Raw genomic sequence first — 23849 nt, forward strand, 5'->3', positions numbered from 1 at the left:
TTACACCCTCTTCTTTGTTAATTTAAGTAATACTTTGCTCAAGCTTTCTTCCGTAAGATCCTCAGCATCAGCAAAATCTGATACTGTAAAAGCTGACTCTGTTGTTGGTTTATTTATAAGTTGACGAAGATGCCTCAACATACTATCTGCTATCGCTTGAATTTTTAATCTAGAAAACTGTTCTCTACTATATATCCAAACAAAATGTAACTTCTCATCTTTTACCATACCGATAACCTCAATTAGGTGAGATGGCTTGGAATCTGGAGCATGATCTAAAAATATAAACCCTGTCTCTTGCATAAACAAAGATTCCTTTGAAAACACTTGATCAAATTGGCCCAAATAGTTAAAGCTTATTGAAGGCTTTTGCTGATAAAACGGAAGTAATTCTTTTTTCAAGTAACGTAAAATACCATAATCAACTCCACGATTCGGAATTTGACGCAATTGATCTTTTACAGCCTTTAATCCTTCAATAGGTGTTTTAGTTCCTTGAAAATTCAGATGAACAGGATAAATACTCGTGAACCAGCCCACTGTCCGTGATAGATCAATACCTTCAACCACCTCTTCTCTCCCGTGTCCTTCTAGATGAATAGAAACCGTTTGCTGATTTGTACAATCGACGATAGCTTGTCCTAATGCCGCCAATAGTACCTCATTAATCCTTGTCTTATGAGTCACTGGAACTTCTTGTAACAATGCATGTGTTTCTTCTACTCCTAAAGTCCTCGTCACTTGATCAATCGATTCTTCTGTTGTTTCTTGCATTGGATAGTCCATTGGAATTTTCATCGTTTCTTTTTCTACCCGTTCATTCCAATAATCTTGTACTTCTTTTGAAATAGCCGAATCACTGTATGCCTGCAGTCGTTCTGACCACTCTTTAAAAGATGTACTTTTCGCAGGTAGGCGAACTCCTTGACCTTGTTTCATCTGGTTATATACCGCCTGTAAATCTTCCAATAGAATTCTCCACGATACTCCATCTACTACTAAATGATGAATCACCCAGAATATTCGATCATTTCCAGACAAGGTGTCCTCAAAGTAAACTACTCTCATTAACGGACCTGTAACTAAATTGAAACTAGTTTGAGTAATGTTCATCTCTTCTTGTATTACTTTATTCCACGCTTGTTCATTAGCTTTGTTCCGTTTTACCACATGAAGTACAGAATGCTCATCAGTCCCTTCATTTCTCTGCCTCCACGTTCCATTTGGTAACTGTTCGTACCGGAAACGTAAAGCATCATGATGTTTTAGTAAGTTTAAGATCGCTCCTTCTAGTAACTTCACGTCCAATCTCTCTTTTACTCTTAAAAGCATCGATTGATTCCAATGCTCCGGACGTGAATGTTCTTGCTCGAAGAACCAGTACTGAATTGGAGTAAGGGGCACTTCTCCTGTCACAATTCCCTGCTCCGCTTGTACTCCCTGAGTTTCTATAGCCACTTGTGCCAACTCGGCAATGGTTGGGCATTCAAACATTTGCTTTGGAGTAAGTTTTAATCCTACTTGACTTGCTTGAGATATGATTTGAATACTGAGAATCGAGTCGCCACCAATTTCAAAGAAATTATCATAGATTCCCACATTTTTAACACCTAATACTTGCTTCCAGATGGTAGCCAGTATCTTTTCGTTACTATTCCGAGGGGCAACAGCTTCACTGTTAATCTGCTTTTCCTCCGGCATAGGTAAGGCCTCACGATCAACTTTACCGTTAGCTGTTAGTGGAATGGCCTCCATCGTCACAAATCCCGAAGGGATCATATAGCTCGGTAGTTTTGCTTTAAGATACTCTCTCCACGCACCTACATTTCCATCTCCTACAACATATGCTACTAATCGTTTATCACCCGGTTGATCTTCTCTAACAATTACAACAGCCTCTTTTATAGATGCATATGCATTTAAAGTAGACTCAACCTCCCCAATCTCAATTCGGAAACCACGTATTTTAACCTGATGATCAATTCTTCCACGATAATCCAGATTCCCATCCGGCAAATATCTCGCCAAGTCTCCTGTCTGATATAATCTTGCTTTCGGATCACTACTAAATGGATGAGGTATAAAGCGCTCTGCAGTTAATTCAGGTCTATTTAAATACCCACGTGCAAGCCCTGCCCCGCCAATATAAAGCTCACCATCTACACCTATAGGTACAGGTTGTTGATAAGCATCTAGTATATACACTTCTAAATCTGGAATCCGCTTTCCGATATTACTTCTTGAAGCATGCTGCACATCATCTTGAGTAATTGGATAATATGTAACATGAACGGTAGTTTCTGTAATTCCATACATATTAATTAGCTGCGGTTCTTTCTCCCCATACCTTTGAAACCACGGTAACAAGCTAATAGGTTCTAACGCTTCTCCACCAAATATCACATAACGCAGCTGCAAGTTTTTATTCTCATCTTCTTGTTCACACACCTGTATTAACTGTCGAAATGCGGAAGGTGTTTGATTTAGAACTGTGACTTCTTCCTCCACCAATAATTGATAAAAATCTTTGGGCGATCGACTAATCCAGTACGGGACAACAACTAATTTCCCACCATATAATAATGCTCCCCAAATTTCCCATACTGAGAAATCAAATGCATAAGAATGAAAAAGCGTCCAAGTGTCTTTTTCATTAAACTGATACCAACAATCCGTCGATTTAAATAAACGAATGACATTGTGATGCTCTATCATAACGCCCTTTGGATTCCCTGTTGATCCCGAAGTATAGATTACGTAAGCTAGGTTTTGAGAACTTACATCAGAAAACGGCAAGGTCTTACTTTCTTGCCCAATCTCATCTCTATCACGATCCAGGCAAATCGATTTAATATTTTCTGGTAACCATTTCAATTCTTTTAAACTTTCTTGCGTTACGAATAACTGAATGCCAGCATCCTCTAAAATATATTGAAGTCGCTGCTCTGGATATGTTGGATCAAGTGGAACATAGGCTCCACCAGCCTTCAAAATCCCTAAAATACCTACAATCATTTCTAGAGAACGTTCAACGCACAGCCCAACTAAAGTATCAGGTCCTACTCCTTTTTTCTGCAGATAATGAGCTAACTGATTTGCACGTTCATTTAGCTCCCTATAAGTAACTTTTCCTTTTTCATACGTAACTGCAATAGAATTTGGATAAATCATCGCTTGCTGTTCGAACAATTCATGAATAGTTACTTGAGGTGGAAAATCAAGCTTAGGATTGTTGAACTCTACTAAACTTTTTCTTTTATCTTCTTCTGAAATAATTTCAATCTCAGAAACCTTTTGCTTTGGATTTTTAAATGTATTTTCTATTATTGCTAACATGGTTTTAAAAAAGCGGTTTATCTCTTCTTTAGAAAATAGCTCTTTACGATAGTCAATATGTACTTGTAAAGATTCTATATCAGTCAAATTCTCAATATGTACTGCAAAATCTTGCATTTCTTCACCATTTGGAATCCAAAGTGAGTCACCACTTTCATCACGATCTCTATAATCAATCGTAGTTCCGAAAAGTCTAACATTGCTGTTATTCTCTTTATTAATCTGCTTTAATAACAAATCAAATGGGTATTTCTGATGTCGTAATGATTTACTTTGTTTTCTGGACACCCTACCAATAAACGAAAGTACCTCTTCTTCTGGATCGATATCCATTCTTAGAGGAACCGTACTCACCATCATTCCAATTAATTCCCGTTCCATTTTAGTCATACGATTGCCATAAGCCATTCCTAATGCAATATCAAGCGATGAGGTCCACCGATACATAGACAATGAGAAAGCAGCAACAAAAAGGGTATATAAACTAAATTTGTAATCTTCAGAAAATTTTTCTATCTTTTTCTTCAAATACTCCGATAATATAAACGTTTCACGTGATGCTTTGGTACTAACTTGGTACGTATTATAGGGCTTCAATCCCGTCACAGATGGAAGTGTTTTAAATTCCTCTAACCAGAATTTTTGATCTTTTTGAAAGCGACTACCATTCAAGTATGTTTGTTCATTGGCCAGAAATTGAACATATGAATTTCTAATTTCGCCTACCTCAGTCTCGTTATGCATCTCATCATAATATTTTGCAATCTGACTGGTAAATATTTGGATTGATAAACCATCCATGATAACATGATGAACATTCCCAAAGACTGCACATTCATTATCGTTTAATTTTATTAAAGCGAAATAGTATAAATTTGAATTAAATAATGTAAACGTTTCTTTTGTTTTCTGCTCGACCCATTTCTCAAGCAAATCTGAATCCTCCACAGAACTGAAATCGAAAAACTCAAATTCTTGTTCTTCATGTTTAATAAAATATTGTTCAGGTTCCTGATGCCCATTTTCTTTTAATCTGATGCACAGACCGTCATTTTCACTGATAACACGATTCACAACTCGGTTTAATTTTGAATAGTTCATTTTTCGATGAAGTTTAAATAAGAACCTTAAATTACATATCCCCTTATCAGAATGAATAACTTCTGTATACCATATTCTTCTCTGCGGGTGACTTAATGGATAACATTCCTCATTGGTCATAAAAACTCTTCCCTTCAAAAATTATTTACTCTTATAGGTTCTTGTTTATGTGTAACCCATAAATATTTCTGTAGTGAAACCCCAATTACTGCAATGATGATGAGCCCAATACCCACATAAAAATAGAGTTCAATTACTCCGAAAAAGTGAACCAGTGGACCGCTCATAGCAGGAGAAATAATGAGGGCTGCATTTGCTAAACTGCTTTGAATCCCAAATACTCTTCCGACCTGTTCTTGATGAGATTCTATTTGTAGAATGACTTGATTGGATACAAACATAAGTCCACTTCCAATACCAGCTATAAAACTGATCAGATAGGCAAAAATGAGGGATGCATCAGAACTTATCAGAGTTATCAGGCTAATTCCCCCAAAGCCAATTCCCATTAAAGCAATACCTCCACATATTACCCAACCATATTGAAAATGTTTTAATTTCTGAGTTAAGAATGCGCCAATTATTCCCCCAAGACCAATAATAGAAATGATGTATCCCATTTTACTCTTATCATTTGGGAACAAGCTCTTAAATAAAGTAGGGAACTGTGAGTCTACTAATTGTAATACTGCCATAGCTATTGTAAAGAAAATCATGGTTGATAATATCATCCGATTGGATAATACATAACCCCAACCTTGTAACCAAGCAGTCCAAGTACTTTGCTGTTTCTTTTCTATATGTTCTCTTGACAGAGATTCCTGTAACCTTATTGTGGGTAACAGAACCAAAGCAGCTAGTAAACAGCATATTGCCCTTATAATCAGACAAAACTCTGGCTGAAACCAGCTCAGTAACATTCCTCCTATAAGTGGGCCCAGTATCTTGGTTCCTTGCTCAACTATCCCATTGATACTTACCGCTTTGGTAAGCAGATTAGGAGAAACGATCTGCCGTGTTAGTGTTTGCTGTGCAGGATAATAAAAAACGGTGAAAATGGAACGAACCATTAATGCTAACAAAAGCCAATGAATATTTTGGACAAATAAAAGAACAATTGTTAATAAACCAACCATTAGATTACAAAACATCATAATTGGAATTTTTCTAAAGCGATCAGCAATCACGCCTGCCCATGAACTAAATATAATTCCAGGAAGTGCATACGCAACGGGGATCAATCCAATCATGGTAGGGTCTACTTCCCATTCAAAACTAACAATGGTCATAATGGCTAACATGTCAATAAATACTCCGAGCATAAGCAGTGAATACGCAGAGAAAACTTGTAAATAAATTGTATTTCCCCATAGCCTTTTTGATTCGGTAGTTTTCATAAAAACGAGCTCCTTAAGTTTACTAAATAGGGACGATAGAAGCTAATTGAGTGAGATACGAGGCTTCTCCCGCCTCTTCAATCCTATTCTTTTTTTGCAGTTCGTTTGTGATGGTAATGAAATCAATAGCTTGCTTAGACTCTCTCAAAGACACTAACGCTCTAAAAATGAGATATTGACTAACAATTAAATCATAACACTCCTATTAATGGGATTATTTTCTAAAAATAATATAGAAAATAATGAATATTCCGATTATTTTTTTCTAAAAACCAGAAATATTTCTATAAAACAACTAAATTAAGATTAAATCGTATCGCAGATTTTAAATAATATTAATAAATAGAATCTATTTTGAACGTAAGAAATTTGTATGGAATGGGTAAGGAAAAAGAGAGTTTCATTGTATAGGATAAAAATATTACGAGGCGTGAAAGGCGGAACAGATATGACTTATATATGAAAAACAAACTAGTAACAAAAGTGCTTCAAGGAAAAGAAGTAATTTCTGTGGTTTACAAACATGTGAAAAAAGAGAGATTTACCGTTTGTTAGGGCAGAATGGCGTTGATAAAATAATACTTATGAAGATGATTACAAATTCAATGTTGACCTTTTGTAAACGGTGAAGATGATAGCTGTGTGGTTAGTATGAAACAGCAAGCAACCACCTATACAATATGAATAGAGGAGCGGAATGCCTTATGAAAACATGTAGTCAAATTACATGTGCAAGTCTGGCCCTTTTAATAGCTGGAAGTTCCCTGTTATATACAACACCAACTTCGGTTGTAAAAGCAGAGCCCACTCAAAATGTATCTAGTTCGTTACAAACAAATACTCAACGAGATCGTACTTCCGTCAAGCAAGCAATGCGGGATACATTGCAACTTGGATACCCGGGGATACTTGCTAAAACTTCTGAGGGTGGAAAAACGTGGGGGTATGCCGCTGGGATAGCGAATCTAAGCACCAAGCAATCAATGAAAACAGATTTTCGCTTTCGCATTGGCAGCGTGACGAAGACGTTCACCGCAACGGTTGTACTTCAATTAGCTGGAGAGAACCGCTTGAATCTAGACGACTACATCGAAAAATGGTTGCCTGGTGTCATTCAAGGAAACGGATATGATAGTAACCAGATTACTATCCGGCAGATATTGAACCATACAAGTGGTATCGCTGAATACTCAAGGTCAAAAGATGCTGATTTTATGGATACAAAAAAATCGTATATGGCTAAAGAGTTAGTGAAGATGGGGATTTCTCTGCCACCAGACTTTGCCCCAGGAAAGGGTTGGTCTTATTCAAACACAGGATACGTATTACTGGGTATTCTTATTGAAAAAGTAACCGGAAACAGCTATGCGGAAGAGATTGAAAATCGGATTATTGAACCGCTTGAATTATCGAATACATTCCTACCTGGCAATTCAAGCGTTATTCCAGGCACCAATCATGCCCGTGGATATGTCCAATCAGACGGAACAAGTGAGCTAAAAGACGTTACTTATTATAACCCAAGTGTAGCTAGCTCAGCTGGAGATATGATTTCTACTGCTGACGACTTAAATAAATTCTTCTCTTACTTGCTCGGTGGCAAATTACTGAAAGAACAACAACTAAAACAAATGCTTACTACAGTTCCTACAGGAAAAGAAGGAATCGATGGATATGGTCTTGGAATCTATGAAACTAAGCTTCCAAGCGGTGTCTCGATATGGGGACACACAGGTGGCATTCTAGGGTTTACTACTCTTGTTGGAGGTAAACTTGGAGGCAAGCATACGTTGGTCGTCAATTGGAATAGTTTGGGTAGAACTGACAGTCCTAATCCTTTTAAAAATATTTTACTTGCTGAATTTAACAAGTAGGCAAAAAGGAAAACAGGATAAATTTTGTCATAGTTTTTATAGTTAAAAATATATCTTTCTGGTTTAAAAACCCCCAACTTACTCTAAAAAATAAATTTTGTTTTTTTGGAATTTTGTTGGCAACCCAATGTTATTAAGCTAATAAAACAAAACCCTCTCTAAAATGAAAAAATACGCTATTCTTTCTGTAGAATCATAGGAAAGGGTGGCGTTTTTGTATGTCTCTTTCTGTATCTAATGAATTACAACGTGAATGAAACTAATATGATTTCAGTATTTTATTTTATCAATAGGTTATATTAGGTTCTGTTGCAAAGGTTCTGTTGCAAAGCTGAAAAAAGATAAAGAGGGCTATCGATTGGGATATAATTTAAGCAATTGCTACTAATTTTTGTAATTCTTTATACACAGAAAAGACGGAGTCTGATTTAAGACTTCGTCTCTGTTTATATATGGCTTGCATCGTTTCGATTCCTTTTATGGTACGTGAAGCATGACGAATAGTTTGAAATCCAGAAGATTTGGCAAAGCGCAGCTTTACATGTCGATGATCCTGTTCAATGAGGTTATTTAGATGTTTGACGGTGCAATATTTAGTATGTGTACAAAAATCATCTTTCTGTAATTTTTTGAACGTACAAAGCAAGGCAGGAGCCTTGTCTGTAGTAAGAACCGCTGGTTCTCCAAAAGCTTTGATGAGTCGCTTCATAAACATATAAGCCGCTTGATGATCACGTGTTTTACGAAGGTGAATATCCAAAGTATGCCCGTCTCCATCAATTGCACGATAAAGATAGCACCACTTTCCTCTAACTTTGATGTAAGTTTCATCTAAATGCCAAACATGGTATGATGACTTGTTTTTCTTCTTCCAAATTTGATAGATCAGATTGTCGTATTCATGGACCCAACGCATAATTGTTGTTGGATGAACGGAAATAACACGTTCTTTTAGGATTTCAGATACATCGCGATGAGGTAGGACACCTTTTTCAACTAACGTACCTCTGGTCTAATAAAGATAGCCTAATAAATCTAACTCTCCATCCTGCCATTTTACATTTCCCAGTTCCTTAATCATAAGTTCGTTTATAACTTCATTTCCTATGCTGAAAGTAGTCTGATTTTGTTCATCTATTTTAAGCCACTTGCATTTATTCTCTACCGATTTGTATCCTTTTTTTAAATACAAGCTTTTGTTATCGGCAAATAAGAGTAGAAAGTCAATAGACTTACCCTTGCAGAAATTTTCTATTTCTGAAAGCAATAAGTTTCCTATTCCTTGAGAACGAGCTTCTCTTGATACGCATAAATCAATAATTCCAAGAACTCTTATAGGCATACCATTTAAGTTCATCACTCTATAATCCAAACCTACCTGACCAATAAGTTGATTTTTCTCAGTTAAAGCCAATAATCTAAAATGAGGGAGTTGTTTAAAATAGATTCTTTCCCGAGGGTAACTTTCTTCAAAACACTCTACTAATAATCTTTGAATAGCCAGCCTTAACTCTTGATCCACTTCATACTCAAAAATCTTTTCTATGTTCAAGTTATCTTCTCCTCACGACTAAGTTTTCTACAAAAATTCCGTCGGCATTAAACAGTAATCCTTCTAGCGGTACTTTTTATATTTAGTTTACTAGGTATAGGGACTGCTGCATAGCCATTAAGTTGATATCTTAGATGCCCGCGGAACAAATATTTTTACCTTTTATAATAATTAAGCTTATTTCTATCGTTTTGGGTTACTTCAAAATATTAGGTTGATGGGCATGGGGTCACCAGGCCCCCAAAGAAAATTGTACGTTTAGACATAAAATCGACACATTTTGATTAGTTCCCTGTACGTTAAGGAGTTAGTTTGTATATTTGAGGAGATGTGCGAGACAGGTGTAAATTTAGAGGAATCCAATATTTTCTATTCAAATATGATAGAATGGAAATATATCCAAAACGGAGGAACAACAAATGAACTCAAACACAAAGCAGTTTATTTATGATATCCAGCAAAGAAAGAACAATTATATGGAAAATGTATTAATAGCAATACAACACCCTAAAAAAGAGCAATCTAAACAAGTCATTCAAAATATAGTAGAGAAGATGGATATGATGATCAGTTTAGTTACTACTTACATGGCTATTGAATCAGAATCTATGAAAGAATTAAAAGAGCTTCAGGAAGAAATTATTCATGCTCAAGCATATATTCAAAAACGAAAATTTGAAGAAACACAGAGATAAAACCCTGTGTTTTTACTGGTTCGTCTATGACGCTAATCTGTTATAAATCAAATTAGATGTAATTTAATTATTGTTTTGGCATAATCCATACAATTTGTTGAATGCGTACAATATACGGTACCGTATCTTCAATAAGCAAATGATCTGGTTTCACATTCTTTAACTTTCCTCTTACATTACCTCCTACAGTTTCAATAACCACATGTTTACCAATTACTGATTGTAATGTTTGATATACGTAGGAATCAGATGCAATTACTGCATTTTGTTAAATAAAGTCATTTACTTCCAAATAAATCATTCTATAGAACTCCTTTCTAACTTGCATTATTTCTCTTAATATATGATATATATCTTATGAATATGCTAGAAGGATACTTCATTGTATGAACGAAAATAACATTTTAATAAGGTACGTTTTCTATTCCTAAATTACTAAAAAATTACTTATATAAGATTATTTTTACTAGTTAATAGGTAATGATATAGAGATATTTTGAATGTACATCTAGGTTGTTCCTTTCAAGATATTTATCATTTTATATACGCCCTTTATTAGAATACTGCTTATACTTTTTTTGAGATTCTTTAGTAATACGTGCGTTAAATAAAATTGCTAACAACAAAAACACTCCATATTTTCCCCCTGTAGCTCCTATGATAATCACACTACTAAAAACAAGTACAATTAATAGGAAAAACGAAACTAAATAAATACGGTCATAGTTCTTTGACATCTTCTCGCATTTTATGCGTTCTTTCCTTGCATCCATCTAAATTCCTCCTTAAAATTATCCATTTCACTATAAAATAAATCTCGCCCTTAAAAAGAAAACAATATATCGTTTCAAATAATTAGTTTTTTTAAGCAACTAATTTATATAACATAAAAAGAAATACTACCAATATTAAGCTTTCCACTATGATAATCCCGACCCTCTCCTTTCGTTTAATCCCATCAAATCAGATGAAATTTATTATTATCAACAGCAAACAAAAAGGACCTTCCCTTCTCGTAAAGGCTGATCCTTTTCTTCGTTCATTCAACTATTTTTAGCTATTCTTGATTAATTAGAATAACAGCTGGTCCATCTACACGAATTCCACCAACTTCGATTTTTTCATAAGGTTCAACTGTAATAGAAATGATTCCTTCTCGCTTCTTTAATTCATTACTTAATTCTTTTGTTAACATTTTTTTCATGTGTGCACCCCTTCTTACTGCTTAATTTACTATTGTTATGTAAATGAAATTTAAAATGGTTTCCTGGTCAGGAAACCATTTTTTGTAGTTGACCATATGGTGTTATCAATTCGTTTATCAATTTTACGTAAAGAAGATAAACAATTATTATTCACTGTTTCAGTAGATGTAAGAAATTCTTAAAGATAGAGATGAGATTGATTTTTCTTCTAGAAATAATGACTTAGATATATATACCTAAAACAATGAAAGCCCTACCTCTCTTTCATCCTTACGGCTCCTTGTCCGTGCCAGTGTGAATCAGGATTGCAAAAATCAAGTGACTATTTGATCGAGTTATTTGATGAAACTTCAAACGTTCGTAAAAGAAATTTAAATAATAAAAATGGATTAGATTGTAGAAATAACAAAAGAGGTTCCTACTCTAAAAGTGAGTTGAAGAAGTTGAATGTCTTTGAAATGATTTACTTTTAATAATAATCATATTCCCGAAAAATTCAGGATATTTTCGGGGTATGTAATACATTATCTATAATGAACCTTAACAGAAACTTTTTATTTGATTTTCAGTGATCCCTTTAATTAATCCTAGTTCACTAATCAAAAATTCATGTGCGTTATCCAACATTTTTTTTTCGCTTGTATTCAGTGCTTTTTCTTTCTTCATACGCATTAAATCACGTATAACTTCAGCACCTTCTTGTATTTCACCCGTTTTTATTTTGTCCGTGTTCACTTTATACCTTTGTTTCCACGGCAGTAATCTATCTGATTCTCCATGCTGAAAAATGTGTATAATGTGTTTTAATGCAAGTATATCAGTAACTGGGCGTATACTCGAACTCAATATTTTACCCATAGGAATCATGACTTGCATATTACTGATTGACATTTTTATGACATAATACTGTTGTTTTTCCCCTGAGAATTCTTTTTCTTCTATGGCTTCAATTATACCTGCTCCGTGCATTGGATAAACAATGTTATCGCCAATTTGAAACATATAATCCACCTCCATATATGGTAACCTTCTTAAGCTTACCATATATGTGGTTTTTTATCAAATATTTAATGATACCATAAATTTATTTTTGTAGTCAACTACTTTTTCTTTAAAAATCAAATTAAATAAAAACAGCACCAAAACAATGGGAGCGTGTCATATTTCCAATAAAGGGAAGGGGAATTTCCCCGCGTATATTCTGAAGCCTCTACTCATTAACGTAGATCCGTTTTTCCTTGAAAACGACCAAATCGATCCCGTATTTTTTTCAATCTTGTGTGGTACTCCAAAATCTCAATTCTTGCTTTTTCAGCTAGAGGTGCAATTGGTCGTAAGTCTTTTAACCCCCAATAATCAATTACTACATCAAGTACTTGATCAAAATATTGCAGCGGCCCATAGTTAGCTTCTTTTGCAATCACAGCCATTCTATTTTCAAAATCAGGCATAACGGCACCTGGCATTTTAAAATTCCTAATCACATTGGCAATATGATAGCAATAATTAGGTTCCAATTCCAAATGTGTTCGAATGACGTCTCGATAAAACGCATAATGCAGAGTTTCATCTTTTGCAAGACGGCGTAATAATGTAGCAAGATCTGGATCATGCTTACTTGCAACCTTAGCTACATTATTGTAAAACACCATCGTTGCAAGTTCTTGTAGCGTCGTATACGTCATTGCTTCGATTGGTGTGTGAAAATCGGGCTCAAATCCACCCTCAACGACTGACTTTCTTAATTCATGTAATCGTTTGGGATTCACACTTCGAGTGAGTAGTAAATATGTCTCCAATAAATTCGAATGTTGATCCTCTTCTGAAGTCCAAGTATGAATAAAGTCTGTAATAACAGAAAGGGACCCTTTAAAAGTCGCAGATAAATACGTTGTAAACCATGGTAAATTCACTTCTGTTAATAAAGCTGTTTCAATGGCCGTAATTACACCAGTAGGAAGAGTAACTTGACTTTCATCCCAAGGAACTCTTTTAAAGTCCATTCCCTTATCCCATGGTAAAAACTCATGATAACCCCAGTCTATCTTCTGCGCTCTTATTTTATGTTGTTCATACAGTACTTTTAAACGTGGTTCTAATCGGAAATCTAAATCATTTGTTAGCATATATAAGTGCCCCCTTTTCTTATCATAGATATTCATTCTATTTTTACATTCATTTTTATCCTTAAAAATTTTCTACAAATAAATATTACTTTCCTTTTTTTAGTCAAACATAAAAAATTTTTAACAAAACTCTTTAAGAACGCTTTATTTCTATATGATTTTTTTCATATCAAAAAGGTGCATACCCATAAAGAATCGTTTTATAATAAAGATTGATAAACAATTAATCTTTCATGCGTTTTCGCTACTTTCTAATTTTGTTATTGGTAGCAAAAACTGAAAAGATGAATGGTATGTTATATAGACTAACAACTTATTTAGATGTAAGATCCAAGATGTTAGATTAATCATTTGGAAAATATATACAGTTAATGAGATAGCCGTAAACGACAATCCCCAACAAGATTACTGTACATTAGCTATGATGAGTTAGACCGTATTTTTGGAAACAGTATACAGCTCAAAGGGAAGAGGCGATAAACATGCAGTCAACGGAAGCTCATATGAAGGAAACACAACGTAGAGAAAAAATAGAAATAATATTTAGTCATATGGTAAAAGGAGAGAGTTATTTTCACGGATCCTCCTATCAATGGAAAAACATTGTATACCAAAATTATAATAGGATACAACAAAAAGAGTTAAAAATTGAACAACTTATTTCCAAAATGGAAAAAGAAGGGGTTCTCTTTGCGCAGCACCGTTCACTCATACACTATCCCGTCATTGATTTTGTCAAATATATAGCTAAGGTTTATAAGGAAACCCTCGAAAAACAATAACCATGATTATATTTTTAAAATAAATAATTATATTCAAAGAAAACCTTTACAAAAAGTTTATTTGTGAACATTGTTAACAAAAAGCTCAAAAACTCATTCGAATATTTTTTTATTCAAAATAATATTCGTTTTTGTTATAATAACAACCATAACGTATTCTAGTCGTTTGTATATCTTCAGATTTTGTGAAATTTATTACACAAAAAGACAACTCTTAATTAGAGTTGTCTTTTATTTTTTCTCGATATACATAATACTGTTCTGGTGCAAAAACTCCAAGATTCTTACAACTGGAGAAAAAGTAGGACCTCTCATAGGAAAGATGCTACTTTTCTCTCTCATATTCCTTCATTATTTTATAAAACGTATTTTTCTTTAGCTCTAACATTTCCATAAATATAATAGCTGTTATTCCCCACTTTTCCATTTAGAATAAGTTTCTTCTATATTAATTATGACAATAGATGGTTTTAATGCTACTGTTGGTTCAACCTTACTTATTTTGCGGTCTATGACAACTACCCTGTCACTACCCCATTTAGTAAGAAAGAAGATTTAGAGAAAGCTAAGAAGTACTATGATGAGCTAGGAAACTCAGCTCCACTACTATTCTTTCATATATAGGCTAAAGGCGATTTCCTTTCACAGATAAATGGTGATATAAAAAATAAAGAGTTTAATAAATATAAAGAAGTTATGGATAAAACCATTAAGCAGGCTAATGAATGCACTTTCATTTTGCGGAAAATATGATAAAATTGGGTTCTGGTGCAAAGATTGCATTTATTTAAAAGAGGTATATAGATTTCTAATGGAATCTATTCTTATGCAGCCATTCCGAATAGTTGATGAATAAACTTCATTTCATTTTGGACAGACTTGTCCCGTAAAATAAGTTGGCCTTTTTTAATGATATGCATCGCTTCTATTCCTGAAAGAATAGATTTAGCTGTACGAAAAGATTTCAATCCTAACATTGAACGAACTCTCTTTTTAATAAAACGATGATCTTGCTCTACAATGTTATTAAAGTATTTTACCTGCCTTATTTGGATGCCTACAGGCATCTTTTTCTCTTTCTTCAACTCTTCAATCGCTATAGGATAGGCCGGGTTTTTATCTACTGTAATCACACGGGGCTTTGAAACACGAAAAGACTGCAAAGCTTTCTTGAAAAAAAGCTTTGCAGCCCTATGATCTCTTGTTTTGCTTAAATGAAAATCAATTGTATTTCCTTTTGAATCAACAGCACGATATAGGTACATCCATTGACCTTTGACTTTCACATACGTCTCATCGACTCGCCAAGAATCATTGGTTGACTTAAGATGACGTCGTACGCGCTTATCTAATTCGGGACCATATTGATGAACCCATCGCATGATAGTTGTATGAGCAAGGGATAGCCCGCGTTCTTCCATCATTTCGACTAAATCACGAAAACTGAGGTTGTACCGTAGGTACCATCTCACTGTTAATAAAATAATATCCGGTTGATAATGTTTCCACTTGAATAGATTTTGCTTTTCCATACCAATCACATCCTTTTTAGAGTACTAGTATCAGTATGTCCAAGTTTAGGAGGTTACTTACAAACGTTTTGGAGTGTTTGCACCAGAACCTACATTTGTACATATTAACAGATTGGTATTGCATAGATCGTAAAATTTGCCTAGGTAGAGCTAAATACTTTATGGTATTACTTAATGATTGTAGAGATGGCTTGTTTGTATACCAGTTGTTGTTTACCATGAACCATCATTAAGACAGTAAATTTATCTGTTGCAAGGATCTGCCCACGTACTGGAACGCCATTCTTTAAAAATACAGTAACTTCCCCTTTTTTCTCTATCAATTGTTCATACATATCTTCTTGTAAATTAAACATGAAATGCGCCCCCTGGTTTGTTTGTATTTACTTTTCTTCTCATACCTGCTGCTTTTCACTGTTGGATATTTGTGATTCCCATTCACTTTCTATTTTTCTAGTTTACTTACATAATATCTTTTCACTTCATGAAGAATCTCATCATGTTCGTATTTTCTTGGCTTTCTATGATTTTCTTTTACAAACTGTGTATATTCTCTATATATAACCAATTAGAAATATGCTCTTTTTGTTTTTGTTTGAGGTGTGACCATTTTTGCTTGTTTGAAGGATCTTGCCATTTACTTTTACATGATTTTTCATCTTCATTCAGCCCTTTTATTTTCAGAACGAATATATAAATATCGTAACATCAAAGATATATATGTCACAAAAGTTAAATGTAGACTAGTTCGTTGTGTTGTTATTTTTTATAATAAATACGGTACGTGAAATTATTTTATTGATCTTTAAAAAAGCCCCTTGTAAGGAGCCACTTATTTTACAAGGTACTGTTTTACTTCTTTTATTAATAGTTCCGCACCTTCTGGACTTAATGTTATCTTACCATTTGCTAATGCTATGTTACGATTTGACACCTCTCCTGTTAATGCACAAACACGCCCCGGCTGATACTTCTGTAAAACAATATCTTCACCTTCTACAAAGATCTCTAATGGTGATTTTTCTTTAATACCTAGCGTATTTCTAAGTTCCTTTGGAATTACCACACGCCCTAATTCATCTATTTTTCTAGTTACTCCGGTTGCTTTCATCTAATATCTTTCCCCATTTCATTATCAATTGTACCCAAGTTATTCTTTACTATTGTAACAAGCTTTTCCCATACATGAAAATTTATTTGCATTTACAAAAGAACAAGTAAAATAAATAGAGGATTTTTGGCACGATAACAAGATAAGTAATTGAAATGAAGCAATTCGTCAGCTCGTAGAGAAAGCGTTAAGTCTTAAATAATGACTATCCTTTTTATTCCCCCTAAAAACCCAAAAAAACACATGTAAAGTCCTTATCTGCCTTTTCATATGTTTTTAAAATGAACAAGACCTATTGCATTAACTTGTCCATCGAAACGCAAAATAAACAAATCTGAAGAGTCGTTTTTAAATTAAACCTCATTTTTTTAATACATTCTTTAATCCTCTCATTTTCCGTTACTAGTGTAACCAAATATATTACTCTATTAGGCTTTGAATTATTGGTAAGAAATGCTAAAGTTAAATAAGTTAAAAAAATATACAAAGTGAGGCGATATTTTTGAAAAAGCTCAGTTTATTACTAACGGCATTTCTAATGATTGCTGCATTATTTATCCCTAATCTTGCAAGTGCTAAATCTTTCCCTGATGGTACATTTGGTGCAGACGTAAAAGTAACAAGTGAGCAGTCTGCTGCATTCTTAGCTCGCGTATTAGAACCAAGCTTCCGTCCTCCCCTTCCTCAACCAGAGGGCAATTTAGAAGTTCATTATATTGATGTAGGACAAGGTGATGCAACGTTTATAAAATCTCCAAGTGGAGAAACAATCCTCATTGACGGAGGAAACAATGGCAAAGGTAAAATAGTGGCAAATTATCTAAAAGGACTAGGATTCCAAACCATTGATTATATGATTGCTACACACCCTGATGCTGATCATGTAGGTGGATTAGATGAAGTACTAAATTCTATGAACGTAAAAAATGTGTATGCACCTAAAGTAAGCCATACTACCCAAACATTTAAAGACTTTTTAACTGCGGTAGCCAACAAAGGATTAACAATTAAAGAAACAAAATCTGGTTTAAATTTACCAATCAATGGTTTAGACTCACAATTCTTAGCCCCTGTTAAAGAATATGGTGATGACTTAAACGAATGGAGCGCTGTATTAAAAGTAACGCACGGCAGCAAATCATTCTTATTTACTGGTGATGCTGAAGCAAAAAGCGAAAAAGATATGATTGCAGCACACGGTTCAAACCTAAAATCTGATGTATTAAAACCAGGTCACCATGGAAGCAAGACTTCTTCTTCTCAGCCATTTTTAGATGCAGTTAAACCAAATATCGCTGTTATCAGTGCAGGTGCAGGTAACAGATATGGACATCCTACACAAGAAACGTTAGCCAAGTTATCTTCAATGTCTGTTAAGGTATATAGAACTGATTTAAATGGAACTGTAGTTATTAATAGTGATGGTTCAGATATTTCAGTAAGAACGGAGAGATAACGATGCAAAGAGGTATTATTGACCGTTTTGAAGGAGCATTAGCAGTTATTGAAATCAATAACATAACAATTGATGTACCCAGATCCAAACTTCCTTCTAATGTAAAAGAAGGGGACGTTCTTATAATTGAAAATGATACGTATACAATTGATAATAATGAAACAGATAAAAGAAGATGTGAAATTCAAAATTTAATGGATAAGCTATTTGAATAATAGATTTTCAAAGTCAGCTCAATATAAGCTGGCTTTTTCCATTGCTATTATAAACAAGATCCGCCACTTGCATCGATTAATTCCCCAGTTATCCAGCGACTGTTTGATGAAGCAAGAAAAGCTACAATATCAGCTATATCTTTAGGCTCTCCCCATCTATTAAAGGTCGACAAACTTGCAGCATATTTCTGTCCATCTTGATTTCCCAATGTTCCAGCATTCATTTCTGCATTAATTATGCCAGGAAGAATGGCGTTTACCGTAATACCGCGGTAACCAATTTTGTTGTGCTAAAGTATGAGTGCGTCTATTAATTGCCCCCTTAGATATACTGTAAGCAAAAACACTTGTCGAGGTGACACGTGTAACAAACGATGAAATATTGATGATCCGTCCTCCATCTTTTAATCGTGGTAAAGCCTGTTGGATAATAAGAAATGGAGCCTTAACATTAATATTCATAATCTCATCAAAAGACTCTTCTGTGGATTCTTCTAATGTTAAAATCCGCACTAATTATGAATGCAAAACCACCATCTTTTTTAATTTTATGCACCACTTCTTCTGCTTCTTCTTTTTCCATAGTGAACTACGACCAACGCACCATCCTGTGCCAAATTTATCGCAACATTTCGCACTATCCCCCTACTTGCACCAGTTACTAACGCGACTTTTCCCTTTAATGTATTCATTTCTTCAGCCCCTAGTTTAAAACTCATCCTAGTTATATCACAAGATGACCTTTGAAATGTTGCGCTCTTATTTGGCATCCATAAAACAGCAAAAAAAACATCTCATAAGAGTCGGCCTTTTCACTTCACACATACATTGGCTTTACAGCCCTTTTCGAACGAGAAAGCCCATTGCCTTTAGGCATGGGATGAAAGTGAGGTTGGATACGGAGTACCACTAAAAATCACAAGGTTTGTGGTACTTTAAGTATCCAAAGTGTTGGTATCTTTTATTTTTCATCCTTTTTGTTGCAGTTAATTGAACAAACTAACACAATGTAACTATGATAAATGATTATAGAAGAACTAAAACAACCGTATCATTCATTAACTATCATTTTGTGTTTTGTCCACGATACAGAAGAAAGATTTTTCTAAATACAAAAGTAGAAGAATGCTTCAAAATGTTGGTTCAAGAAATATGTAATGAACTGGATATTGTTATTATCGCAATGGAATGTGAAAAAGACCACGTTCACTTGTTTTTAAATACACTGCCAACACTTAGTCCCGCCGATACAATGGCAAAAATTAAAGGAGTGACATCTAAGTGTTTGAGAGAAGAATTTCCCCATCTCATGCACCTGCCAAGTCTATGGACACGTTCCTGTTTTGTTTCTACTGCTGGAAATGTATCAAGTGAGACAATAAAACATTATGTTGAAAATCAAAAAACAAGGGGGTGAAACTTATGTCTCAAACCATAACAGTTAAAGTTAAATTGCTTCCAACAAAAGAACAAATCTGTTTATTGGAACAAAGTAGCCACGAATATATCAAAGTCATTAATGAACTTGTATCTGAAATGCTTGAAGCAAAGAAAAGCACTAAGAAAAGTACAAAAGATGTTCTTGCTAACCTACTAAGTGCGGTTAAGAATCAAGCGATTAAAGATGCGAAAAATGTGTTTTCTACAAAGGTGAAAAAAAGTAAATACCAAATCGTTCCGATTTTAAAGAAACCCGTTTGCGTATGGAATAACCAAAATTATTCATTTGACTTCACACACATCTCAATTCCGTTTAGCACATTGTTTTAGCTCCTTTTATCAGAAAAAAACGATTCATCCTCCACCTTCACTCCGCGCTTAGAGGAGGGGATCTTCTCGTTCACAAAATAAAAAGAGGGACAAATGCCCCTCTTACAATTACATCTCACTATTTCACAAGGTTAAATAATACCTTTTAATATCAATCCTAAAACTGACATAACTATCGCACTAATAATGATTCGCAAAATCCAGGTTGTGTTTGTACTTATTTTTTCTAATTGCTTATTGATTGTAGCTATGTCTTTCTCATTAATAGTTGTACGCATCTCTAAATTACGAATATCTCTCATGATTTCTTTTTGTTCCGTTTTTAGACTGTCAATTTTAGCGTATACATCTTCCATATATTCACACCCTCTGTTCATCTTAATAGAGAAATCTATATGTATATTATGAGACAACCCTCTTAACTGTGAATGCATTCCACATATTCGCACGCCAAATCCTTTGGTAAAACCTAATTGAATTACTTACATCTTTCCGTGCTTACATATTAAAATCATTAGTAGGATAATCCGCAGTCTTGCAAGTTCTTTTTCACAATCTGGGCCTCTTCTCCTATCCATATTTAGCTACTCCACTGTATTTCCTAAAACACTCATATATTTATCTATATATAAATATATGAGTGTTCAAATCTTTGCTTATATGTGATTTAGATAAGTCGGAATTAGAAGAGGAATCCTTAGTGATTCCTTTTTCTATTTGATATGAAAAAAGAACGGATTTTTCTACTTTAATTACGTCTTCCAATCCTAGTATCTAGAACACTCTTTATATGCTGTTTCGAAATGGTTCTTATTTTCCTCTGAGTTATATCTCCATTTATATTTTGCCAATCCGAATTATTAAGGTCATACTCACAATCTAACATCCTCTTTTTCTCCAACGTTAAATTAGATGTACAGTGGTGCTTTATGTTTAAAAGCAAAAAATGATTCTATTTTGTTTATGGTTATTTGTTACTTTAAATGTTGTTGAATTTAATATTAGTTATATTCAAAGAGATTATAGACCTACTACAGGCAATGAGGTGTTAATCTCTAAAACATTGCGAATAACATTACTAGACGTCCCTGAAGGAATATTTTGTTATTCCAGGTGCAATTTTCATATATCAATTCACAAAAAAATCACCGAACGAAAATGCATCTTTGTAGGTGCTTTTTTTCGGTGAACTATTGATAAATGAAATCCACATAAATCCTCACTAAATGTGACTATAGTCCCTTATTATTTCTTGAAATAATATGACACTTCCAAATTCAACATTTATGACTACTTTCTAATGCTTCTTTTATTACTGATTGCTTTACAAAAAAAACTGAAGGAACATTATCAGAGAAGTTTTGGTATACATGTAAAACTACTATATTTCCAAAGAACGTGTATAAACTGTGACAAACAAAAGATATAGTGTTAAAGTACAAGTAAAATACACGATAGAAATACGCCTTATATTTACTTTCTAATTACGTATACTGGAAATCAGAAAATTCACTATCACCACAACAGTTCCCTACTCACTAATAATAACAATACAAATGTTATTATTGCTAACAGTGAACGTACTACACGTAAATAAAAAATTATATAAAGATATTTCCGCTACCTACTTGACAGAGAGTTGTTCATCCATCAATAACAGCTCTTTTCTAATACGTATATTTATACTTTATTAGCTTTATTTTTTTCTATATGTCCATATAAAATATCTCCTAGCTGTTGTACTGTTATTTCTTCCTTCTCGTAACTCTCTGTAGTTTGTAATAGAAACTCTAAATCAATTATTTCTTTCAAGATTTTATAAATAGAAAAAAAAGCTTTATTTTCTACGTGTATATCCAAATCCATTAAAGCTGAAATAAGTTTTAAATTTTCTCTATCTGCTTCTATCATTTTAATTATGAGTTCTTTTAATACCTTTTCCTGCCACACTATAAACAACTCCTTCAGATATTAATCTAAATAACTACTTCAGAATAACCTTATTAAATTTACTGCCATTTACTTATTATCTTTCAATTTGCTAAAGAATATTATAATCAATACTCTTGATAACTTATTTCTTTTTATATTATCCCTCAATATATTAAATTACTACTATGTTCTTTTTTTAAAGTATACATCCTCTTCTTGACTTAAGTATAACAAAGATAATCAAAAAATAATTAATTAGATTTTGAAAATTAAAAATAAAACCATTTATGGAAAATTAAAGACATAATTTATGAATAAAGAAAAGGGTTCTTCTGTAAATAATTACAGAAGAAAACGATTGATGGCAGATTACCAGCGGATTCGAATTTAATGCCATAAGTCTCCATCGATGAATTCTTCTGATTTTGAACAAACTGGACCCTTAAATTTATCATTTTCCGACAGAAGACTCCTTCCTCAAAAATGTGAAGGTGTGAAACACCAATTTTAGGTGGGAGATGAATGTCGGTAGGCGTAAGCCTACTTATTTTGTATACTATTAAGAAGCATGCTAGAAAGTGAGGTGCAATCAATGTTATTAAATAAAGCATATAAATTTCGTATTTACCCGAATAAAAGACAAGAAATCTTAATTGAGAAAACGATTGATTGTAGTCGATTTGTGTTCAATCGGTTCCTTACTATGTGGAACAATACTTACAAAGAAACAGGGAAAGGATTAACATATAATTCTTGCTCTGCCGAGCTCACTCAATTAAAAAAACAGAATGATACGATATGGTTAAAAGAAGTAGATAGTATTGCGCTTCAATCTACATTAAAAAATCTGGCAGATGCTTTTTCACGCTTTTTCAAGAAATAGAATGATCCTCCACGATTCAAGTCCAAACGAAATAAAATCCAATCTTACACAACGAAAGAAACAAATGAAAATATCGCTGTGATAGGTAATCGAATAAAACTACCTAAAATCGGATTTGTGAGGTTTGCAAAGAGCCGTGAGGTAACGGGACGTATTTTAAATGCTACCATTAGACGGAATCCAAGTGGTAAATACTTTGTATCTTTGCTAGTTGAGACAGAAGTAAAAGAATTACCGAAAACAAGATCTTCTGTTGGGATTGATATGGGATTAAAGGATTTTGCTATTCTTTCAAATGGCACTACATACAAAAACCCTAAATTCTTTCGTACATTAGAAAAAAAATTAGCGGAAGCACAACGCATCCTTTCCAGAAGAACGAAAGGTTCTTCGAACTGGAGTAAACAACGTGTGAAAGTGGCACGAGTCCATGAACATATTACTAATGCAAGAAAAGATTACTTGGATAAAATCTCTACCGAAATCATCAAAAACCACGATGTAATTGGTATTGAGGATCTACAGGTAAGCAATATGCTAAAAAACGGGAAACTTGCCAAAGCAATCAGTGAAGTATCTTGTTCACAATTTCAAAATATGTTGGAATACAAAGCAAAATGGTACAGGAAGCAAGTTGTAGTTGTCTCAAAAATATTTACTGCTAGTCAGCTATGTTCGAGTTGTGGTTACCAAAATAAAGATATTAAAAGTATAAATCTTCGTGAGTGTCATTTTCCTCCTCGTGGCACACATCACGATAGAGATATTAACACAGGACTAAATCTTAGAAACTACGGTGATAACCTAGTTAAGTTTCTATACTTAGAAATCTCCCGCTTCAAACATTCCGTTAGAACGTTAAGTAGTGAGTGGTTCAAATAC

General features: G+C 33.9%; 20 protein-coding genes and 8 pseudogenes. 10 read left to right on the top strand and 18 right to left on the bottom strand.

Going from position 1 to position 23849, the window contains the following annotated elements; all coding sequences use genetic code 11:
- The 3 genes from FT637_RS22390 to FT637_RS30685 are packed head-to-tail and all read right to left on the bottom strand — an operon-like array spanning position 1 to position 6021.
- Entirely contained in the window at positions 1 to 4557 is a 4557-nt protein-coding gene (locus FT637_RS22390) for a non-ribosomal peptide synthetase (RefSeq protein ID WP_193648178.1), read from the bottom strand.
- A gap of 14 nt (positions 4558 to 4571) precedes the next feature.
- Positions 4572 to 5834, bottom strand: a complete 1263-nt coding sequence (locus FT637_RS22395) for an MFS transporter (RefSeq protein WP_193648179.1) — start codon at positions 5832 to 5834, stop codon at positions 4572 to 4574.
- 22 nt (positions 5835 to 5856) lie between these two features.
- Positions 5857 to 6021 (bottom strand): DnaB-like helicase N-terminal domain-containing protein, encoded by a 165-nt coding sequence (locus tag FT637_RS30685; RefSeq protein WP_413773242.1) that lies wholly within the window; start codon positions 6019 to 6021, stop codon positions 5857 to 5859.
- 517 nt (positions 6022 to 6538) lie between these two features.
- On the opposite strand from FT637_RS30685, the gene FT637_RS22405 reads away from it, so the two are divergent.
- On the top strand, positions 6539 to 7708 hold the full coding sequence (locus tag FT637_RS22405; protein WP_193648181.1) for a serine hydrolase domain-containing protein: 1170 nt from the start codon (positions 6539 to 6541) through the stop codon (positions 7706 to 7708).
- Positions 7709 to 8078: 370 nt separating this feature from the next.
- Here FT637_RS22405 and FT637_RS22410 read toward each other — a convergent pair.
- Positions 8079 to 8690: pseudogene (locus tag FT637_RS22410) on the bottom strand (IS6 family transposase); the annotation flags it as partial.
- Positions 8691 to 8720: 30 nt separating this feature from the next.
- Entirely contained in the window at positions 8721 to 9260 is a 540-nt protein-coding gene (locus FT637_RS22415) for a GNAT family N-acetyltransferase (RefSeq protein ID WP_193648182.1), read from the bottom strand.
- Between the two features lie 419 nt (positions 9261 to 9679).
- Here FT637_RS22415 and FT637_RS22420 point away from each other — a divergent pair, with 419 nt between their 5' ends.
- Entirely contained in the window at positions 9680 to 9955 is a 276-nt protein-coding gene (locus FT637_RS22420; RefSeq protein WP_193648183.1) for a hypothetical protein, read from the top strand.
- Between the two features lie 67 nt (positions 9956 to 10022).
- Here FT637_RS22420 and FT637_RS22425 read toward each other — a convergent pair whose 3' ends face one another.
- The 5 genes from FT637_RS22425 to FT637_RS22445 form a co-directional block, all read right to left on the bottom strand.
- The gene (locus FT637_RS22425) at positions 10023 to 10211 is read right to left on the bottom strand and encodes a DUF2642 domain-containing protein (protein ID WP_193648233.1); all 189 of its coding nucleotides are present in this window, start codon (positions 10209 to 10211) and stop codon (positions 10023 to 10025) included.
- Positions 10212 to 10494: 283 nt separating this feature from the next.
- Positions 10495 to 10728, bottom strand: coding sequence for a hypothetical protein (locus FT637_RS22430; RefSeq protein WP_193648184.1), 234 nt, complete (start codon positions 10726 to 10728; stop codon positions 10495 to 10497).
- Between the two features lie 284 nt (positions 10729 to 11012).
- Positions 11013 to 11159, bottom strand: coding sequence for a BC1881 family protein (locus FT637_RS22435; RefSeq protein WP_000738547.1), 147 nt, complete (start codon positions 11157 to 11159; stop codon positions 11013 to 11015).
- A gap of 541 nt (positions 11160 to 11700) precedes the next feature.
- The gene (locus FT637_RS22440; protein WP_193648185.1) at positions 11701 to 12162 is read right to left on the bottom strand and encodes a CarD family transcriptional regulator; all 462 of its coding nucleotides are present in this window, start codon (positions 12160 to 12162) and stop codon (positions 11701 to 11703) included.
- A gap of 215 nt (positions 12163 to 12377) precedes the next feature.
- Complete coding sequence (locus FT637_RS22445) at positions 12378 to 13286, bottom strand: acyl-ACP desaturase (RefSeq protein WP_193648186.1); 909 nt, start codon at positions 13284 to 13286, stop codon at positions 12378 to 12380.
- Between the two features lie 482 nt (positions 13287 to 13768).
- Between FT637_RS22445 and FT637_RS22450 the strand changes: the two genes are divergently transcribed.
- Positions 13769 to 14068, top strand: coding sequence for a hypothetical protein (locus FT637_RS22450; RefSeq protein ID WP_002144219.1), 300 nt, complete (start codon positions 13769 to 13771; stop codon positions 14066 to 14068).
- Between the two features lie 325 nt (positions 14069 to 14393).
- Here FT637_RS22450 and FT637_RS30030 read toward each other — a convergent pair.
- Positions 14394 to 14515 (bottom strand): annotated as a pseudogene (locus FT637_RS30030) (recombinase family protein); the annotation flags it as partial.
- A 90-nt stretch (positions 14516 to 14605) separates the two neighbouring features.
- Between FT637_RS30030 and FT637_RS30035 the strand changes: the two are divergent.
- Positions 14606 to 14821 (top strand): annotated as a pseudogene (locus FT637_RS30035) (hypothetical protein); the annotation flags it as partial.
- Positions 14822 to 14892: 71 nt separating this feature from the next.
- Here FT637_RS30035 and FT637_RS22455 read toward each other — a convergent pair.
- From FT637_RS22455 to FT637_RS22470, 4 genes and pseudogenes are all read right to left on the bottom strand, one after another.
- On the bottom strand, positions 14893 to 15600 hold the full coding sequence (locus tag FT637_RS22455; RefSeq protein WP_193648187.1) for an IS6 family transposase: 708 nt from the start codon (positions 15598 to 15600) through the stop codon (positions 14893 to 14895).
- A 167-nt stretch (positions 15601 to 15767) separates the two neighbouring features.
- A complete protein-coding gene (gene hfq, locus FT637_RS22460; protein WP_193648188.1) occupies positions 15768 to 15956 on the bottom strand; it encodes an RNA chaperone Hfq in 189 nt (62 codons plus the stop codon).
- A gap of 39 nt (positions 15957 to 15995) precedes the next feature.
- Positions 15996 to 16259: pseudogene (locus FT637_RS22465) on the bottom strand (transposase).
- 173 nt (positions 16260 to 16432) lie between these two features.
- The gene (locus FT637_RS22470; protein ID WP_088031163.1) at positions 16433 to 16711 is read right to left on the bottom strand and encodes an AbrB/MazE/SpoVT family DNA-binding domain-containing protein; all 279 of its coding nucleotides are present in this window, start codon (positions 16709 to 16711) and stop codon (positions 16433 to 16435) included.
- Positions 16712 to 17294: 583 nt separating this feature from the next.
- Between FT637_RS22470 and FT637_RS22475 the strand changes: the two are divergent.
- A pseudogene (locus tag FT637_RS22475) lies at positions 17295 to 18167 on the top strand (ComEC/Rec2 family competence protein); the annotation flags it as partial.
- A 2-nt stretch (positions 18168 to 18169) separates the two neighbouring features.
- Entirely contained in the window at positions 18170 to 18382 is a 213-nt protein-coding gene (locus tag FT637_RS22480; protein ID WP_149191246.1) for a DUF3006 domain-containing protein, read from the top strand.
- Between the two features lie 47 nt (positions 18383 to 18429).
- Here FT637_RS22480 and FT637_RS22485 read toward each other — a convergent pair.
- Positions 18430 to 19074 (bottom strand): annotated as a pseudogene (locus tag FT637_RS22485) (SDR family oxidoreductase).
- A gap of 323 nt (positions 19075 to 19397) precedes the next feature.
- On the opposite strand from FT637_RS22485, the gene tnpA reads away from it, so the two are divergent.
- Both tnpA and FT637_RS22495 read left to right on the top strand, forming a co-directional pair.
- Positions 19398 to 19799, top strand: a complete 402-nt coding sequence (tnpA, locus tag FT637_RS22490; protein WP_193648189.1) for an IS200/IS605 family transposase — start codon at positions 19398 to 19400, stop codon at positions 19797 to 19799.
- Positions 19800 to 19804: 5 nt separating this feature from the next.
- Positions 19805 to 20134, top strand: a pseudogene (locus tag FT637_RS22495) (RNA-guided endonuclease TnpB family protein); the annotation flags it as partial.
- A 149-nt stretch (positions 20135 to 20283) separates the two neighbouring features.
- Here FT637_RS22495 and FT637_RS22500 read toward each other — a convergent pair.
- Positions 20284 to 20508 (bottom strand): hemolysin XhlA family protein, encoded by a 225-nt coding sequence (locus FT637_RS22500; RefSeq protein ID WP_193648235.1) that lies wholly within the window; start codon positions 20506 to 20508, stop codon positions 20284 to 20286.
- Between the two features lie 590 nt (positions 20509 to 21098).
- Here FT637_RS22500 and FT637_RS22505 point away from each other — a divergent pair.
- Positions 21099 to 21341: a DUF3937 family protein gene (locus FT637_RS22505; protein WP_227493918.1), complete on the top strand. Its 243-nt coding sequence runs from the start codon at positions 21099 to 21101 to the stop codon at positions 21339 to 21341.
- Positions 21342 to 21832: 491 nt separating this feature from the next.
- On the opposite strand, the gene FT637_RS22510 is transcribed toward FT637_RS22505, so the two are convergent.
- Complete coding sequence (locus FT637_RS22510; protein WP_088031166.1) at positions 21833 to 22102, bottom strand: hypothetical protein; 270 nt, start codon at positions 22100 to 22102, stop codon at positions 21833 to 21835.
- Positions 22103 to 22676: 574 nt separating this feature from the next.
- On the opposite strand from FT637_RS22510, the pseudogene tnpB reads away from it, so the two are divergent.
- A pseudogene (gene tnpB, locus FT637_RS30040) lies at positions 22677 to 23801 on the top strand (IS200/IS605 family element RNA-guided endonuclease TnpB); the annotation flags it as partial.
- Positions 23802 to 23849: the final 48 nt, after the last annotated feature.

Origin of the sequence: Bacillus cereus (assembly GCF_015071065.1) — a bacterium.
Classification (GTDB): domain Bacteria; phylum Bacillota; class Bacilli; order Bacillales; family Bacillaceae_G; genus Bacillus_A; species Bacillus_A cereus_BA.

Excerpts from the sequence above, each read along its gene's own strand:
- FT637_RS22420 (WP_193648183.1), top strand. The coding sequence starts at position 9,680 with ATGAACTCAAACACAAAGCAGTTTATTTATGATATCCAGCAAAGAAAG.
- FT637_RS22390 (WP_193648178.1), bottom strand. The coding sequence starts at position 4,557 with ATGACCAATGAGGAATGTTATCCATTAAGTCACCCGCAGAGAAGAATA.
- FT637_RS22455 (WP_193648187.1), bottom strand. The coding sequence starts at position 15,600 with ATGGAAAAGCAAAATCTATTCAAGTGGAAACATTATCAACCGGATATT.
- FT637_RS22500 (WP_193648235.1), bottom strand. The coding sequence starts at position 20,508 with ATGGAAGATGTATACGCTAAAATTGACAGTCTAAAAACGGAACAAAAA.
- FT637_RS22445 (WP_193648186.1), bottom strand. The coding sequence starts at position 13,286 with ATGCTAACAAATGATTTAGATTTCCGATTAGAACCACGTTTAAAAGTA.
- FT637_RS22405 (WP_193648181.1), top strand. The coding sequence starts at position 6,539 with ATGAAAACATGTAGTCAAATTACATGTGCAAGTCTGGCCCTTTTAATA.
- hfq (WP_193648188.1), bottom strand. The coding sequence starts at position 15,956 with ATGTTTAATTTACAAGAAGATATGTATGAACAATTGATAGAGAAAAAA.
- FT637_RS22480 (WP_149191246.1), top strand. The coding sequence starts at position 18,170 with ATGCAAAGAGGTATTATTGACCGTTTTGAAGGAGCATTAGCAGTTATT.
- FT637_RS22450 (WP_002144219.1), top strand. The coding sequence starts at position 13,769 with ATGCAGTCAACGGAAGCTCATATGAAGGAAACACAACGTAGAGAAAAA.
- FT637_RS22435 (WP_000738547.1), bottom strand. The coding sequence starts at position 11,159 with ATGAAAAAAATGTTAACAAAAGAATTAAGTAATGAATTAAAGAAGCGA.
- FT637_RS22470 (WP_088031163.1), bottom strand. The coding sequence starts at position 16,711 with ATGAAAGCAACCGGAGTAACTAGAAAAATAGATGAATTAGGGCGTGTG.
- FT637_RS22430 (WP_193648184.1), bottom strand. The coding sequence starts at position 10,728 with ATGGATGCAAGGAAAGAACGCATAAAATGCGAGAAGATGTCAAAGAAC.
- FT637_RS22395 (WP_193648179.1), bottom strand. The coding sequence starts at position 5,834 with ATGAAAACTACCGAATCAAAAAGGCTATGGGGAAATACAATTTATTTA.
- FT637_RS22505 (WP_227493918.1), top strand. The coding sequence starts at position 21,099 with ATGATTCTATTTTGTTTATGGTTATTTGTTACTTTAAATGTTGTTGAA.
- tnpA (WP_193648189.1), top strand. The coding sequence starts at position 19,398 with ATGATAAATGATTATAGAAGAACTAAAACAACCGTATCATTCATTAAC.
- FT637_RS22440 (WP_193648185.1), bottom strand. The coding sequence starts at position 12,162 with ATGTTTCAAATTGGCGATAACATTGTTTATCCAATGCACGGAGCAGGT.